Origin of the sequence: Dyadobacter pollutisoli (genome assembly GCF_026625565.1) — a bacterium.
In the GTDB taxonomy this organism is placed as follows: Bacteria; Bacteroidota; Bacteroidia; order Cytophagales; family Spirosomataceae; genus Dyadobacter; species Dyadobacter pollutisoli.
Window position 1 is genome coordinate 685,579 of the sequence record NZ_CP112998.1, and the last position, 16,751, is coordinate 702,329.

At 46.7% G+C, this 16,751-nt stretch carries 16 protein-coding genes and 1 tRNA gene; 15 read left to right on the forward strand and 2 right to left on the reverse strand.

What is annotated here, in order from left to right:
• Position 1: 1 nt before the first annotated feature.
• From ON006_RS03025 to ON006_RS03040, 4 genes are all read left to right on the forward strand, one after another.
• A complete protein-coding gene (locus tag ON006_RS03025; protein ID WP_244823637.1) occupies positions 2 to 1,840 on the forward strand; it encodes a RagB/SusD family nutrient uptake outer membrane protein in 1,839 nt (612 codons plus the stop codon).
• A 40-nt stretch (positions 1,841 to 1,880) separates the two neighbouring features.
• Positions 1,881 to 2,288 (forward strand): SGBP N-terminal domain-containing protein, encoded by a 408-nt coding sequence (locus ON006_RS03030; RefSeq protein WP_244823638.1) that lies wholly within the window; start codon positions 1,881 to 1,883, stop codon positions 2,286 to 2,288.
• A 26-nt stretch (positions 2,289 to 2,314) separates the two neighbouring features.
• On the forward strand, positions 2,315 to 3,298 hold the full coding sequence (locus ON006_RS03035) for a DUF4466 family protein (RefSeq protein WP_244823639.1): 984 nt from the start codon (positions 2,315 to 2,317) through the stop codon (positions 3,296 to 3,298).
• Positions 3,299 to 3,407: 109 nt separating this feature from the next.
• Positions 3,408 to 4,619, forward strand: a complete 1,212-nt coding sequence (locus tag ON006_RS03040) for an alginate lyase family protein (protein WP_244823640.1) — start codon at positions 3,408 to 3,410, stop codon at positions 4,617 to 4,619.
• A 173-nt stretch (positions 4,620 to 4,792) separates the two neighbouring features.
• Here ON006_RS03040 and ON006_RS03045 read toward each other — a convergent pair whose 3' ends face one another.
• Positions 4,793 to 6,811: a thioredoxin domain-containing protein gene (locus ON006_RS03045; protein ID WP_244823641.1), complete on the reverse strand. Its 2,019-nt coding sequence runs from the start codon at positions 6,809 to 6,811 to the stop codon at positions 4,793 to 4,795.
• A gap of 16 nt (positions 6,812 to 6,827) precedes the next feature.
• The gene (locus tag ON006_RS03050) at positions 6,828 to 8,459 is read right to left on the reverse strand and encodes a T9SS type A sorting domain-containing protein (RefSeq protein WP_244823642.1); all 1,632 of its coding nucleotides are present in this window, start codon (positions 8,457 to 8,459) and stop codon (positions 6,828 to 6,830) included.
• 129 nt (positions 8,460 to 8,588) lie between these two features.
• Between ON006_RS03050 and ON006_RS03055 the strand changes: the two genes are divergently transcribed.
• From ON006_RS03055 to ON006_RS03105, 11 genes are all read left to right on the forward strand, one after another.
• Positions 8,589 to 9,047: a hypothetical protein gene (locus ON006_RS03055; protein ID WP_244823643.1), complete on the forward strand. Its 459-nt coding sequence runs from the start codon at positions 8,589 to 8,591 to the stop codon at positions 9,045 to 9,047.
• A gap of 84 nt (positions 9,048 to 9,131) precedes the next feature.
• Entirely contained in the window at positions 9,132 to 10,445 is a 1,314-nt protein-coding gene (locus ON006_RS03060) for an MFS transporter (RefSeq protein ID WP_244823644.1), read from the forward strand.
• A 20-nt stretch (positions 10,446 to 10,465) separates the two neighbouring features.
• Positions 10,466 to 10,540: transfer RNA gene (locus tag ON006_RS03065), tRNA-Val, on the forward strand.
• A gap of 197 nt (positions 10,541 to 10,737) precedes the next feature.
• Positions 10,738 to 11,277: a hypothetical protein gene (locus tag ON006_RS03070; protein ID WP_244823645.1), complete on the forward strand. Its 540-nt coding sequence runs from the start codon at positions 10,738 to 10,740 to the stop codon at positions 11,275 to 11,277.
• 290 nt (positions 11,278 to 11,567) lie between these two features.
• Entirely contained in the window at positions 11,568 to 11,828 is a 261-nt protein-coding gene (locus ON006_RS03075) for an Arm DNA-binding domain-containing protein (protein ID WP_244823646.1), read from the forward strand.
• 63 nt (positions 11,829 to 11,891) lie between these two features.
• On the forward strand, positions 11,892 to 12,788 hold the full coding sequence (locus ON006_RS03080) for a site-specific integrase (protein ID WP_244823647.1): 897 nt from the start codon (positions 11,892 to 11,894) through the stop codon (positions 12,786 to 12,788).
• A gap of 242 nt (positions 12,789 to 13,030) precedes the next feature.
• Positions 13,031 to 13,381: an ISAon1 family transposase N-terminal region protein gene (locus tag ON006_RS03085; protein ID WP_374761297.1), complete on the forward strand. Its 351-nt coding sequence runs from the start codon at positions 13,031 to 13,033 to the stop codon at positions 13,379 to 13,381.
• A complete protein-coding gene (locus ON006_RS03090) occupies positions 13,377 to 14,360 on the forward strand; it encodes an ISAon1 family transposase (protein ID WP_445440914.1) in 984 nt (327 codons plus the stop codon). Before ON006_RS03085 ends, ON006_RS03090 begins: the two co-directional genes overlap by 5 nt.
• Before the next feature lie 247 nt (positions 14,361 to 14,607).
• The gene (locus ON006_RS03095; protein WP_374761296.1) at positions 14,608 to 14,958 is read left to right on the forward strand and encodes an ISAon1 family transposase N-terminal region protein; all 351 of its coding nucleotides are present in this window, start codon (positions 14,608 to 14,610) and stop codon (positions 14,956 to 14,958) included.
• The gene (locus ON006_RS03100; protein WP_445440915.1) at positions 14,954 to 15,937 is read left to right on the forward strand and encodes an ISAon1 family transposase; all 984 of its coding nucleotides are present in this window, start codon (positions 14,954 to 14,956) and stop codon (positions 15,935 to 15,937) included. The genes ON006_RS03095 and ON006_RS03100 overlap by 5 nt, the downstream gene beginning before the upstream one ends.
• Positions 15,938 to 16,020: 83 nt before the next feature.
• Positions 16,021 to 16,746, forward strand: a complete 726-nt coding sequence (locus ON006_RS03105) for a hypothetical protein (protein WP_244825109.1) — start codon at positions 16,021 to 16,023, stop codon at positions 16,744 to 16,746.
• The last annotated feature ends 5 nt before the right edge of the window (positions 16,747 to 16,751 follow it).

The following is a 16,751-nucleotide window of genomic DNA, read 5'->3' on the forward strand; positions in this document are numbered from 1 at the left end:
AATGAAAAGTATAAAATCGATATTATCAATGACCATGCTCACAGGGCTTCTTTTGACAGCCAGTTCCTGTATGCATGACCTGCTCGAACAGGAGCCTACCACCGAGCTGAGCGCCGGTGCTTTCTGGAAAACCGAGGACGACGCGACCTTCGCATTGAATGGTGCATATTCATCAATCCGCCCCGTATTTGACCGCGATTATTACCTGGACGGCCACGGGGAATACGTCCGTACCCGCGGTACCAGCGCCACAAACGGCAACCTGCGCCTGGGCGACGCCTACCATAGCGGGGATTACAACCCAACCGGCTATGGAGATAATTTTGATAAAATGTACCGGTATCTCTACGGAGGGGTTAACCGTACCAATTATGTGATCGAAAATGTCAATAACATGATCGCTACGGCAAAGCCGGAATCTATCGAGAAGCTGCAAGCCATCGTCGGTGAAGCCAGGCTGCTGCGCGGGATGGTGTATTTCCGTCTGATCTCGATGTGGGGCGATGTGCCATATATTTCCAAGGTTATCGGCGATAACTCCGAAGTGGCCAACCTGACCAGGCTCCCTATAGCCCAGGTAAAGGATTCGATCATGGCCGACTTTACCTATGCCTACGAAAAACTTCCCGCCAAGCCAGCCGGTGTTGGCCGAGCAGGCAAGCCTGCCGCACTTGCTTTCCGGGGGAAATTGCAATTGTACTGGGCCTGCTGGAACCGTTTCGGGTGGCCGGAGCTGGACACCTTCAAGGCGGACGCCAATGCAGCAACCGCAGCTTACACTGCCGCAGCAGCCGACTTTAATTCGGTGATCAATGATTACGGCTTGGTGCTTTTCCGTAATGGCGAGCCCGGCAGCATCGATTCACTGGGGAAAGCGGACAATCTGCCTAACTACTATTATTTGTTCACGCCGGTCGCCAATAACGATCCTGAAATCATTATGGGCTTCACGCACGGGGGCACCGGTACGGCGCAGGGCGAAGAGCTGATGCGTGACGTGGCCGGGCGCTCGCACGAAGGGTCGCAATGCTGGGTATCCCCGCGTTACGAAATCGCAGACCGCTATCAATCAACGGTCACCGGTGATTTTGCGCCCAAACTGGTCCCTATGAACCCCACTGCGGACGGCGCCAGGACGGCCCCCAACTCGGCGGTAAATCCTGCGAGCTATAAGAACAGGGATTTCCGGATGAAAGCGTCCATTATGTGGGACTATGAAGTGAGCGTGGGAATGAACTCGTTGAAATCGACTGGCTGGTGCCCTTTCATTTACAAAACCTGGAACCAGCCCGTTACGATCGATGGCGTAAAGTATACGACCTATAATACCGACGGTAGCAACTCAGGATATGTGTTCCGCAAATTCCTGCGCAACTATGCAGGCCAGGGACGCAGCGATGGTGACTATAACTTCCCGGTCATGCGCCTGGCGGACGTCTACCTGATGTACGCGGAAGCAACCAACGCCGTGAACGGTCCGACTGCGGACGCCATTGCATTGGTCAATAAGGTGCGTCACCGCGGTAATTTGCCTGAGTTGACTACTGCCAAGACAGCCAGTGCCGACGCATTTTTTGCTGCCATTGAGCAGGAAAGGATCATTGAGCTTTTAGGTGAAGGCCAGCGCGGATTTGATCTACGTCGCTGGCGGGCTCTCGAACGCGTTTGGGGCGCGCCTTATGGGGAAGGTTTGTGGCGGATAGATTCTCATGGTGCCAACCAGAGCCGGTACTTCCAGAATGCCCCTGAGCGCACTTATCAGCAGAACTATATCTTCCGGATCCCACCGGGAGAGCGTGACCGGAACCCTAGCCTGACACAGAATACGCCCTGGCTGTAGCGATTTTGGCCCAAACACAAACATTTAAACATTCATACTCATGTTAAAATATATCAAGGCAATTGCAGCACTCATGCTCACGGCGGGGATACTGATCTGCTGCAAAGAGGATTTTCCTGTGGACGAGGACGGGTTGCTGATCACCACCCGCAGCCAGTGCTACGTAAGTAATTTTGAACTTCTTGGCGTTGATTTTCAGACGGTAAGGACAGAGAATGCCGACATTGACACGACCGCGCAGACGATCAATGTGAAGGTTTTTTATGGTACGGATTTGAAAAACCTGTTCCCGCAGTTTTCATTGGTAACGGACGCAAAACTCGATCCGAAAATCACCGGTGCCATGGATTTCTCCGATCTGGCCAATCCCAAAAAGTTTACGGTGGTATCCGGCAACAGGAAAGTAAGGAAAACCTATACGGTCAACATTGCAGTACAACAACCGTAAGCCATTCACATTCAAAAATGAAGATCATGAAATATAAATATATGCGCTACCTGATGGTATTGATCGGGTTGGCAGGCCTTTCTTCCTGCCAGGAAGAGGAATATGCGGTACCTGTGCTCAAAGAGCAACTTCAAAACGATGTCATCAAAAGGACGCTGGGGCCGAATGTGGCCGGGCTCAACATTGAATTCGCCTATGCGATGGCTATTCCGGCCTCCCTTGGTAAACTGGTATCGGCCGAGGTGGAGGCCAGCATTGCGGGGGCCGAAGCTACCTATCTTGATAATAAATCCTACTACACCAATGGAAGCGGTAACGATATTGGTATCGAGATTGGGAAAGAGTCCGAGAACAACGGCGCGAAAACGACTGTAACCTTTACCAAGGACACCACGGCAGCAACGCTCAGGTACTACTACCACATTCCCTCGAATGCAAAAGGGAAGGAGGTTACATTTAAGTTCTCGGCGAAAGCCAGCAACGGACAATCGGTCTCTTACGCGATGGGACCCTACAAAATTGCCCAGATGGACATGGTGCTGGACCTGGACGTGAAGGACAGCACCAACGCCTACATTTCCATTGAAGATATGGCCGTCTACAGCGCAGCCAACGCAGCAGCCAATGCGGCCAAGATCGACCTGGTGTATCTTTACCGGTCGATTCCCAACATTACCTTTGCCCACGCATTGGTAGCGCCTTCGGCCAAAACTTATCTGCCCGGGCTAACGCTGCCGACCGGTGTAAACCGTAGCGCCAAGGTTCGGAAAGTGTGGAATTTGCGTGATTTTCATCTCGCCCGTTTGCAATACGGTATCTTTATCGATGACCTGGATTTTCAGCAGCTCGACCTTACCAGCGCCCCGGACTATGCGATCAACCTGAAAGCGGAAGCGGGGGTGTGGGTCGAAACGCAGGACGGAAAGTATCGCGCCTATGTGTATGTGAATTCGGTCAACAATGGCTCTAAGAGTGCCAAGATCAGTATCAAGCGCTATACGATGAAATAGTGCATGCCTTTTGAATTTGAATGTTTCCCGCAGGTTTTGCACTCTGCATGCCTGCGGGGAATTTGTTACCGTTCTTCTTTTTGGCTCACATTCCCGCTCAACAATATTTATGAAAACAGCTAAAAACCGCTTGCAAGTCTTGTCCTGTATCGCTTTGGTGATGGGCTCACTTTTACTTCAAAGCTTCAAGTCTCCGGCCCAAACATTTCTGATCAAACCCCAATACCTTCAAAACGCAAAGGATAAGGTACAAAAGGGTGACAAAACGCTATTGAAGGCATTGGAAGACCTGAAAATCCGGGCAGACAAAGCATTGAAATCGGGTCCTTATTCGGTTACCTATAAAAGCAAAGTGCCGCCCAGTGGTGATAAACATGATTATATGAGTGTAGGCCCGTACTGGTGGCCCGATTCCACCAAAGCCGACGGGCTGCCCTATATCCGCAAGGATGGTCAGGTAAATCCCGAACGCTACACAATTAAAGATGCAGATTACCACGGCAGTCTGTGCCGTGATGTCAATCTGCTGGGGCTTGCCTGGTATTTTACAGGTGATACCCGATATTCGGACCATGCGGCCAAGCTTTTAAAAGTATGGTTTCTGGATAAAGAGACACGCATGAACCCTAACCTGAACTACGGCCAGGCCATACCAGGCGTGACGGCCGGCCGGGGGATCGGCATTATCGATACGCACGTGCTTGCCCGGCTCATTGATGGCCTGCAACTTTTGAAAGACTCGAAAAGCCTTTCGCAGGCCGACTATAACGGCATTCAGGATTGGTACAAAGCATTCCTGCACTGGATGCGCACCAGCCCGATCGGGGTGGATGAGGCCGACGAATTTAACAATCACGGGACCTGGTACGATGTCCAAACTGTGTCGATAGCACTTTTCACCGGACAGGATGATCTGGCAAAGCAGATTTTGGAAGAACAAACCAAAAAAAGGATTGCCAGTCAGTTGGCAAAAGATGGTTCACAGCCGCACGAGCTGGCCAGAACGGTGTCGTGGAACTACTCGGTGATGAACCTTCAGGGTTTTTTCCAGCTGGCCGCATTAGGGGAAAGCGTGGGCGTAGATCTATGGAATTATACCACGCCCGATGGAAAGAGCATTAAATCCGCCTTCACCTGGCTGCTGCCCTTTGCCGAGCAGAAAAAGGCCTGGACCTATAAACAAATTAAGCCGATTCATTTTGCAGGTTTTGCAGGGTTAGCCAGGACCGCCTTGCTTCATTATCCCGATCTGGATATTTCGGGATTGAAAGTTGACCAGCAGGATGAAAATATGATGCTTCTTACGAGTGTTGCCTATTGAAAGCCGAAGCGAATCAAAAGATAAGGTTACCAAAGTAGTGCGTATTGACCGGAGACGCTGAGCTCCGGTCAAACTGAAATTTTTGCCAATCCAGTATACACCAGCTGGAATGCTGCTAGCAGATAAAGCGCCAAAGTGACAAAGAATAATTTGATACCTAGAAATATATGGGGTTAACGCACACCTGACAGCTGCGCCAGCGCATCTTCAACCCGCGTAACAGGCAGCTGACAGGTTTTATCATAGCAAACGTAAATGGCCGTTTTGGCATTCATATCGCTGCGGTTTTCCAGCAGTGGCAGCTCCGAGGAGCCCGTCGTTCCCATGACGATTTTATTGGGGATAAAGAAGCGGTCAAAGTCCTTGCGCATCGCGTCAGCATCTTCACCCACGATGACTATTTCTGCGGTAGGCAGGGCACGCAGGCAATATAATGCAGCCCAATTGGTAACCCATTGCACATCAGCGAGCAGCAATTTGCTGATTTTAGCAAGCATTTTGTCGGATATTTTACTGTAATCCTCCCGGTCAAGCATTTTGCCCAGCACATAAAGATTATGTGCCATAATGGAATTGGAAGCAGGGATTACATTGTCAAAAATCTCTTTTTTGCGGGCAATGAGCGGCTCACCGTAAGCATCCGTGAAGTGAAAAAAGCCCTCGGACTGATCATAAAAATGATGGATGCTGTAATCGGCCAGGTGCTGCGCGTTTTGGATCCACTGCTCCTCGAATGTGATCTGATAGAGTCCTAGGTATCCTTCCATGACGGCAGCATAGTCTTCCAGAAAGGCGGTGATGGAAGCCAACCCGTTTTTGTAGCTATGCCATAATTGATCTTTTTCGGTCATTTTATCGGCAATGAACCGGCCGGTAGCAATGGCAAGTTCACGGATAGCGTCATCGCCCAATGCACGGTAGCAATCACACAATCCTTTCAGCATAAGGCCGTTCCAGGAGGCCAGGATTTTGTCATCCAGCCCGGGCCGGATCCTTTCGGCCCTTTTTTGTGCCAGCTTACTAAGTGCTTCCTCGTATCTGACTGGTAGGTCCTCCAATAAGATACCTGCCGCCTTGGCTGTTTGCTCAACAGAGTGCGTCAGGTGTAAATGATTGTAACCGTGCTCCCAGTTGCCGCGTTTGGATATTTTATATAATTTGGAAAACCATTCAAAATCATCGCCCAGCGTCTGGCGCAGCTCCTGCTCGGTCCAGATGTAAAACTTCCCTTCAATTCCTTCACTATCCGCATCGAGCGCCGAATAAAAACCGCCGTCCTTGCTGCGCATTTCAGATTGCAGCCATTGGACCGTTTTTCTGATCCGGTCGGAATAGATCGGATTCTGGGTCAATGAAAACGCTTCCGCGTAAATGCTCAGCAGCTGGGCATTGTCATAGAGCATTTTTTCAAAATGCGGAATAAACCATTCATCGTCGACCGAATACCGCGCCCAGCCTCCACCAACATGATCATAAATTCCACCCAGCGCGATGCGGTTGAGCGATAATTCCAGGTGGGCGAGAGCCTCGGGATTCTGGCTGATATCATAATAGCGAAGCAGGAATTTGTAAATGGAAGGCATTGGAAATTTCGGCGCCCGGTCCATTCCGCCTTTTTGTGTGTCAAAATTTCTTTGCAACTGCTCAAACATCAGATCCAGGTTGGCGGTGCTATATTCGGCTGTCGAGTCAGTCAGGCCATATTTTTGAGTTTCCGAGACGATCATGTTCTGGACAAAACCTTCCGCCGAGCTGGCCAGCTCCTGATAGTGATCGGTAAATGCCTTGTGAATGCTGTTTAAAAGCTGGACCCAGTTCTGGGCAGGCAAATAGGTCACTCCGTAAAAAGGTTTACTGTCTGGTAGTAAAAAAACATTCAGCGGCCAGCCTCCGCGTACGCCCATGGCCTGCACGGCATCCATGTAGACCGCATCCACGTCGGGCCGCTCTTCCCTGTCCACTTTAATGCAGACAAAAAACTGGTTCATCACCGCAGCAATGGCCTCTTTTTCAAAACTTTCCCGCTCCATCACATGGCACCAGTGGCAGGCAGAATAGCCAATGCTGACCAGAATAGGCTTGTTTTCGGTTTTGGCTTTGGTAAGGGCCTGCTCGCCCCAGGGGTACCAGTCAACGGGGTTATGGGCGTGTTGAAGCAGGTATGGGCTGGTTTGTTGGCTAAGACGGTTCATGGGAATGGATGGTAAGCTACTGAACAACAACCACTTTTTTGGTGATCGTTTTTAAACTGGTAGTAAAGCGAGCAAAATATATACCAGAGGAAATGACGGGCAATGTGAGCAGCTCTTTGGTTTGACCGGCAACGGATTTTATTTTCTTTTGAAAAACAGGCTGGCCTTTGGTGTTGACCAGCGAGAATTCGACCTCACTGGCGCCATTGACACCGGTCAATGCCACATTCAGCTCCCGGCTGACCACATGCGGGTACACATAGGCATCTGAGAGGAAGGGCTGCGTTGAATTAATAATGTCGGTCAGGTCAAATTTGCAGAGAAAAACCTCTTTTCCTTTCAAGGAAATAGTCCTTGACCATTTTTGATAGGAGACAAAAACATCAGTTTGGGCGTTATCAGCCGCGTAAGGGTTTTGGGCGGCGATCAAAATGTTATTTCCTTTCACTACTCCGCGCCAGACGGGCGTTTGCGATTCCATTAAATCTCTGGCAGACTGTGGTATGACCAATTGATAAGCCCCTTCAAACATATCTTTGAAGGCCGACAGGCGGTACAGGCCGTAGATAAAATGCTCATAAGGGGCATAATTTTCCTGGCGATTACCCGGGAATGCAGGGTTTTCCCAAAGCCATAGGCCCTTGGCGCCCGAGAAAAACGGAAATATAGCTGTGGCCTGGGCCATAAAGGAAGTAATCAGTGGGGTAGTGGGGTCATAGCTATCATGAATCCGCATCCACACAAAGGGTACAACCGGCTTACTGCTCCAAGCCGTATTGGATTCAATGTTGAATAAAAGGTAGGAGAGGTAATCCTTGCCAATGGGATGATCATATCCATAATAGTAGTATGGCGAAGGGGACAGGAAATCCAATGCATTGTGGAAGCTGCCGCCCACTTTGCCACTATTGTCCTGGGTCAGGTAATGGGTCCGGGCCGGATTGGTTGTCCAGTCCTGCCAGCTGTTGGAAGTGATGTTCAGCCACGTATTGCGCACCGGAACGTCACTATAACTGGTGATGGCTGCCTTCACCCCTTTGGCCCGCAAACGGTTGACGGCCTCGGTATACCACCACCTGATATCACGTTTATAGGCAAATAGAAAATCCGCGTCCGAAAGGTTTCGGTAGTTCTGTGGGATCTGGGTGTTGGTTTTAAGGGCAAGTATATCGCGGTCTTCGCGCTGCATTCTTTCAATGTCCAGGCAAATGATCTGCGAGTCGGAGGTGCTGGAAGCATAATTGTCCCAAAAGCTGCGGTAGGCGGCCGTGTCGTTTCCCCATGGACTGCGCAATGTATTATCGGCCCAGGGCTGATTACCCGAAGAGGTAGCCACACCGTACCAAAGTATGGCGCGGTTCTCGGCTTTCAGCGAGCCAGGCTCCGGGCCGCTGTATGCGGCAATATGACTGAAACCGTGTCTGAGCGGCTGCGACTGGGTATCGCCAAACCGGGGGCCGCTGTAAATGATTTGAAACGGTAGCGTAAATTCAGGGAATTTGCTCCATTCGATGGTATTATTGGTCGTAACCGGGTTTAGCACATAAGCGGGCTGACAGTCCTGGCCCAAGGATTGAAAACAGAGCAGAAGCAGGGAGATAAAGCCAGTATAAGCCGCCGTTAAATAGATCTTTGTATATGGGACCATAAGAATTGACCAGACAAATTCGTTACTTTTGCGCTTAGAGTAATTTGATTTTTCCGCGAAAGCAACAATGCGTTATTTGCTAAGAAATTTTCATTTTAAAATTGCCTTGAAACATAAAATCCAACAGATATGAGACGATTACTGCTTTTTGTCCCGCTCCTTTTGACCCTTTTATTGCTGGGTTGCGATAAGGACAAAGATAAGAACGAAAACCCGACGCTGACAGAAAAGGATAAAATACTGATCAATTATCCCTGGCGGATGTCAACAGTCACAGATTTGGCAAACAAGGATATCCCTGTCAACCAGCTCAATGCCCAGACGAAGGCTATTAAGGAAGAGATGGATATACAGTTTCTTCAAAACAATGTGACCAAGGCCATTGATCAGGATTCCAAGCAGGTCATCAACGGTGGTACGTGGTATCTAATGAACGATAATAAGGTGCTCGATATCAAGATTTCGGGCTTCTCTGGCGAATTTGGCGTCGAAGAGCTCACCAATAGCAAACTCAGGTTGAAAAGCAAGATGCCTGTCGATGGCGTCGAGCAGGAAACGATCATGGTTTTCCAGCCCGTCATCAAGTAATTGATGGGCTGATGCAAGCATTTGTTTAAAGAGGCGGCGGATTAAATCTGCCGCTTTTCTTATTTTGTAGCCAAATTTGAATGAATGAAAAAGAACAACCCCTCCATGATCAATGCCTGGTGTATGTACGACTGGGCCAATTCCGTTCACGCGCTTGTTATCGTTTCCAGTATATTTCCCGTTTATTTCAGCGCCACAGCACTCAGTGCGTCGGGCACTGCTGAGACCAATTTCCTGGGGATACACATCAAAAGTTCCGTACTTTTTTCCTATACCGTTTCCGCTTCTTTTTTGATTACGGCACTGCTGATCCCGTTATGCACAGCGGTCGCTGATTATACAGGCAAGAAGAAAAATTTTATGAAATTCTTCTGCTATACCGGCGCAGTGAGCTGTATGCTGCTTTATTTTTTTACCAAAGACACACTGACGGCCGGGGTATTTCTTTTCGGGCTTAGTTTGGTGGGGTGGAGCGGCAGCATTGTATTTTATGATTCCTACCTGCCTGAAATTGCCACCGAGGAAAATTATGACCGGTACAGTGCGCGAGGCTTTTCGATGGGCTACCTGGGCAGCGTTCTGCTGCTTCTTTTTAATCTGAGCATGATCCTTGCGCCCCAATTTTACGGCATCACCCACAAGGCGCTTCCGGCCAGGATCTCTTTTTTTACCGTCGGGCTTTGGTGGATCCTCTTTGCACAGATCCCTTTTCATTATTTGCCCGCTGGAAAATCGGCCAAGAAAAAAGCAGGCAACTGGGTTTTCAACGGTTTTGCTGAACTAAGAAAAGTGTATTTGCAGCTCCGCGGGCAACCTTACCTGGCCAAATTCCTGAGCGCTTTCTTTATATATACTATGGGTTTGAGAACGGTCATGTACGTGGCAACGATTTTTGGCGCGACCGAGCTGAAACTTCCTTCGCAGAGCCTGATCATTACTGTCCTTTTGATCCAGTTGGTGGGCATTGCAGGTTCTTATGCTTTCGCCTGGCTTTCGGGCAGGATCGGAAATATCTATGCTTTAATGATCGGGGTGGCCATTTGGGTGGGCATCTGCATGGGCGCCTACTACACGACACAGGCCTCCGAGTTTTATGTGATTGCCTGCATGGTCGGTATGGTCATGGGCGGGATACAGTCTCTTTCCAGGTCTACCTACTCTAAGCTGATCCCCGAGAATGTGCCCGACACGGCGTCTTATTTCAGTTTTTATGATGTGACCGAGAAGCTGGCCATTGTGATTGGTACATTTATCTATGGGGCAGTCGAGCAGCTGACGGGAAGCATGCGCAACAGTATTCTTGCGCTACTGCTGATTTTCATCGTTGGGCTCGTACTGCTTTACCGGATCCCGTCACGTAAAGTTTACCATTTCCAGTTGGAAACAAATAAAAATTAGCGTATCATAGCGGCTCTTACAGGATGTTAGCTCAGCTGGTTCAGAGCGCCGCCTTGACAGGGCGGAGGTCAGCGGTTCGAACCCGCTACGTCCTACCCAAAGAGACCTTTGGTCACAGATTTATAGTTATAAAAACATCTTTGAGCTGCACGATGCCGACTAGCATTGTGCAGCTTTTGTCCTTTTTAACCTGATAGGGATAATCTATATAAATCGCCCTCATTTGGATAACAATCGATCCGGTTAGTTCAATGGAAAATTCGTAACTTTATTGTGGCAAGCTGATCATACCATGAAAGCACTTTCATTTTCCCGTGTTGTTTGCGCCCTGTTACTATTGACGTCCTTTTTAGGTTGTTCGGATGATATTACAGTGTCTGACGGTCAGGAAGTCTTTTTTGAGGTAAATTATTCAAATCAGGCTTGGGGTTATCAGTTCAAGGGCTTTTTGATAGACAAAGACGGGCGCGTCAGAACCTATGACAAACCAGATAAATGGATCAATGGACTCAATGAGGCCTCGTTTACCGCCGAAGACCTGCAAGCCAACCTGTCCAAGACAACGCTTTCAAGCTACTTGGTACCTGCGGCAGATCTCAGCAAATACATCGCCCAGGCAGCACTGGTAAATGATTCAGATTTTACCAAACCAACCCAGGTCGGTGCGGATGGGGGTGCCACCAGTTTTTATATTTACCGCTATAACCCTTCATCCAAGGATTACAAAGCAATTTTATTGAAACAAATCGGTGATGTAGAGATCTTCAACAAAGATACCGATGCAAAGACTATTGCCGATTGGCTAACGACGCTGGCCGGGGAGATATATTGACATTTAAACAAAGAGAAAGCGGCTGCACTCGTTGGGTGCACTAGATAACTTACTAAAAACAATCAAAACCCTGTAAATCATTGATTTGCAGGGTTTTGATTGTTGAGGAAACTGTCAAAATATGCATTTGCTCGCATATTTAAAGGAGAGTCAATCGAGAGTCTGCTATAAATGAGACATCGACTCCCTTGGAGGGGTGTAATTAATTGTATATCAGCTTGTTTGATCAGTAAACATCTTGATTTTTTATAACTGCGGACCTACTTTTATTCACATAAAACAGGTTTGTTATGTTAACCAAAACATTCTATTTACTCTTTTATTTAAAGAGGCCGAAAAACTTCGGTTCTGGCAAAATGCCAGTTTATCTGCGGATCACAGCAAACGGAAAACGTTTCGAATTGACCGTAAAACGGGAATGCGAACCCGAAAAATGGAGCTTGAAGATGGGAGGAATGATCGGTTCAAAGGAAGAGGCTAAGCGACTCAACTCTTATCTTGACTCTTTGCAAAGTAAAGTCTATGAAGTTCAACAAGTCCTGCTTAATTGAGGGAAGCCAATCACGGCAGATAGCATTCGAAATATTTTGTTGGGCATTGAAGACCGACCGCGAATGATCCTTGAAATTTTTAAAGAGCACAATGACGAAATGCAGGCACTTATCGGAAAGGATTTTGCAAGAAGCACTTATAATCGTTATGAAGCTGCATTCCGCAATGTGAAGGAGTTTTTATTTTTTAAGTACAAGGTTTCAGATGTAAGCCTAGATAAATTGGATTACAGTTTGATCTCTGCTTATGCCTTCTATTTGAAAGGGAAGAGGAATATCTCCCATAACACGACGATGAAATACCTGGTGTATTTTAAAAAGATTGTCCTGATTTGCGTAAAGAGTGGATGGATTGTTCGTGATCCTTTTTTTGCTTTTAGCATGGCAAAGCAAGAAGTGGATAGGAGACCACTGGATGATACTGAACTTGGGGCAATAGTTGAAAAGAAATTTCCGAATGAAAGACTAAGGAAGGTCCGCGATATTTTTGTCTTCTGTTGTTATACTGGACTATCATATGTTGATGTTCAGAAGTTAAAACGATCAGAACTGATTGATGGCATCGACGGGCGTAAGTGGCTGTCAATAAAGAGACAAAAGACGGATACACCGTCAAAAATTCCTTTGTTGCCGATTCCTTTAAAAATCTTAGAATGCTATTCTGAGCATATTCAATGTATCAATCAAGATAGGTTGTTGCCGGTTTTAACCAATCAAAGAATGAATTCCTATTTGAAAGAAATTGCGGACGTCTGTGGAATTGAGCGAAATATAACTTTCCATCTAGCTCGTCACACCTTTGCGACGACGGTTACATTGTCAAATAATGTTCCAATCGAGAGCGTTTCGAAAATGTTAGGGCATAAGGATTTAAGGACAACCCAACACTACGCCAAAATTGTTGATAAGAAAGTAAGTAATGACATGGAAGCGTTACGGAAGAGGCTTGAGACAATATAGAAGAAATTCTTTGTACGGTAGAGAATTGGGAATCTGGATGCCTTTGACTGTTAATCAGAGGGTCGTTGGTTCGAGCCCAACTTCGGGAGCCTGAAAATGAAGCACTTAGCATTAATTTGCTAGGTGCTTTTTTCTTTAGTTGCAATAAAAGTTGCAATAGATAAGAAAGAGGCGGATCAGTCAGAAAAGTTGGGGGGCGATAAAAAAAGTAGTTGTTTTGCGATGAATCAATATTGAATGCATTGCAAGAGTCCTATTTAGCCCTAGTCCGCTTCCTGTTGCCCGAGGGCATCCTCGATTATTTCGAGCTTTCCAAAATAGTTGAAGGCCTCACTGGCCTGAATATTTACCTGGAAGAAAAGAACCTTCCTCCTACCGAATACAAAGACCAAAAATTAGAGTCCAAAGGCTTTCTGCCAGAGATATACATTCAGGACTTTCCGATTCGTAACCAGCGTGTTACGCTCTGCATTAAGCGTCGCCGCTGGGAGGTCAAGGACACTGGCGAGATAGTGAGCAGAGATTGGAATGTTGTTCAACAGGGGACTCGGATGACCAAGGAGTTCGCTGATTTTTTAAAAACAATGTATTGATAATAATCCCGTCAGTTGTTCACAGCTAGGCAAATACTTTCATCTCGACGGCAAACAGCTTCAACAGCAATACAAGGACCACATCAGTGATTACAAAGACTGGGACCAGCGCGAGCATGCTGCTGAATGGCTTTTGTATCCAGAAAACACCGGTCCATATTTAAGTATTGACGAAACTTCACTATCCAATGGCGAACTTTACACGATTGTAACTAATAAGGCTGCAAAAGGTAGAAAAGGCTCTTTGCTGGCAATGATAAAGGGTACGCAAGCAGCATCAGTGATTGAGGTTTTGCGAAAAATTCCCAAGCGTATTCGCAGCAAAGTGCGGGAAGTAACGCTGGATATGGCTGCCAATATGGGAATGATAGTCAGTCGGTGTTTCTCCAAAGCAGCAAAGGTTATAGACCGGTTTCACGTTCAAAAACTTGCTTATGATGCTGTCCAGGAAATCAGGATCAAACATCGTTGGCAAGCTCTGGATCAAGAGAATCAGGCTATTGAAGCTGCAAAGCAGGCAGGTGTGCCATACGAACCTGAAATTCTTGCAAACGGTGATACAATCAAGCAGCTATTGGTCAGAAGCCGTTATTTGTTATTTAAGCACTGCGACAAATGGACTGCTTCGCAAATCCAGCGTTCCAGATTGCTCTTTGAGCGTTATCCGCTCATAAACCAAGCCTACAAGCTGGCGACAGGATTAGGGACAATTTTTAGGACTTGTAAATCAAAAGAACATGCCTTCAAAAAGCTTGCGCTCTGGTACAATCAAGTGGAAGATTGCGGCCTTGATTCTTTCAAAACCGTTGCCAAATCTATTCAAACCCACTATCTGGACATTCTGAACTTCTTCAATAACAGAAGCACGAATGCTTCGGCTGAGTCCTTCAATGCGAAGATCAAGGCTTTTAGGTCGTCATCCAGAGGAGTGAGAGATATTCCATTTTTCCTATTCAGGCTTACCAAACTCTATGCTTAATATTCCCCCAGATTTTCTGCTTGATCCAAAGAGGCATTTTGGCCAAAAGATTGAAAAGGTTGAAGTAGCATTTCTGTCTGAGTTGCAATACCTCATTTCGATTTATCTTTTCAACGCTGGTCTCGCGCACCACCTTGGCTAACATTTTCGTAATTCTCCTGCTCATGGCATCGTTCAGGGATCAGTCAGAAAAGTTGGGGGGCGATAAAAAAAGTAGTTGTTTTGCGATGAATCAATATTGAATGCATTGCAAGAGTCCTATTTAGCCCTAGTCCGCTTCCTGTTGCCCGAGGGCATCCTCGATTATTTCGAGCTTTCCAAAATAGTTGAAGGCCTCACTGGCCTGAATATTTACCTGGAAGAAAAGAACCTTCCTCCTGCCGAATACAAGGATCAAAAATTAGAGTCCAAAGGCTTTTTACCCGAGATATACATTCAGGATTTTCCGATTCGTAACCAACGTGTCACACTCTGTATCAAGCGCCGCCGGTGGGAAGTCAAGGACACCGGCGACATTGTTAGCAGGGATTGGAATGTAGTGCAACAGGGAACTCGGATGACCAAGGAGTTCGCTGATTTTTTAAAAACAATGTATTGATAATAATCCCGTCAGTTGTTCACAGCTAGGCAAATACTTTCATCTCGACGGCAAACAGCTTCAACAGCAATACAAGGACCACATCAGTGATTACAAAGACTGGGACCAGCGCGAGCATGCTGCTGAATGGCTTTTGTATCCAGAAAACACCGGTCCATATTTAAGTATTGACGAAACTTCACTATCCAATGGCGAACTTTACACGATTGTAACTAATAAGGCTGCAAAAGGTAGAAAAGGCTCTTTGCTGGCAATGATAAAGGGTACGCAAGCAGCATCAGTGATTGAGGTTTTGCGAAAAATTCCCAAGCGTATTCGCAGCAAAGTGCGGGAAGTAACACAGGATATGGCTGCCAATATGGGAATGATAGTCAGTCGGTGTTTCTCCAAAGCAGCAAAGGTTATAGACCGGTTTCACGTTCAAAAACTTGCTTATGATGCTGTCCAGGAAATCAGGATCAAACATCGTTGGCAAGCTCTGGATCAAGAGAATCAGGCTATTGAAGCTGCAAAGCAGGCAGGTGTGCCATACGAACCTGAAATTCTTGCAAACGGTGATACAATCAAGCAGCTATTGGTCAGAAGCCGTTATTTGTTATTTAAGCACTGCGACAAATGGACTGCTTCGCAAATCCAGCGTTCCAGATTGCTCTTTGAGCGTTATCCGCTCATAAACCAAGCCTACAAGCTGGCGACAGGATTAGGGACAATTTTTAGGACTTGTAAATCAAAAGAACATGCCTTCAAAAAGCTTGCGCTCTGGTACAATCAAGTGGAAGATTGCGGCCTTGATTCTTTCAAAACCGTTGCCAAATCTATTCAAACCCACTATCTGGACATTCTGAACTTCTTCAATAACAGAAGCACGAATGCTTCGGCTGAGTCCTTCAATGCGAAGATCAAGGCTTTTAGGTCGTCATCCAGAGGCGTTCGGGATATCCCATTCTTCCTATTCAGGCTTACGAAACTCTATGCTTAACTCCCCCCAGATTTTCAGCTTGATCCTCGTTCAGGTCGCCAATATGAACTACATTGTGTTTTACTTCCCTCTTAAAAAAAGTTATGAACTCAGCCAATTTGAACGAGCAGCTTCGAAACCTCTACCTTGAAGAGCTCCCTGAAATTTACAATACAATCAATACGCATGCGACGCCTTTACAGGTTGAGAGAATGCATGGACCGTTCATGATGCATGTCTATCCTGAATACACTGAGTCCAGAAAGAAACTAATGTTTGTGGGAATGGAAACTCATGGATGGGAGGATTTCAAACCAAATGAAGATCTTCTAGACACGCATCGGCGACTTACATCGGGATATGAATCTTTCATGACAAATCGTGAACAGCCTAATTCTCCGTTTTGGTGGTTCATAAGGGATTTAAACCAAAGCTATGGGCAGGGAGACCTTAACAAAACGGTTCTTTGGACAAACTTGTCGAAAATTGATATTGAAAAAAATCGACCTACTGGGAAGTTGTATGATAACTCGATGAACGCATTTATCAGCCTTCTCTCTAAAGAAATTAGTATTGTAAAACCGGATATCCTCATTATTATGACGACAAGTCCTAATTACGGTTATCACGTGAGAGAATACTTTGGCGTTCATACAGGAGATGCAGCCATAGAGACGATAATTCCAAGGTTATTATACAAGTGGTCTTCGGAAAAGCTCCCATTTGACACTTTCCAAATTTGCCATCCCAACAGCCTTCGTTTCAAAAAGGGAGGTTTCACGGTAAATGCAAGCTCAATTATCAAAATGATCAATCAATTGGCTCAATAGCCAAA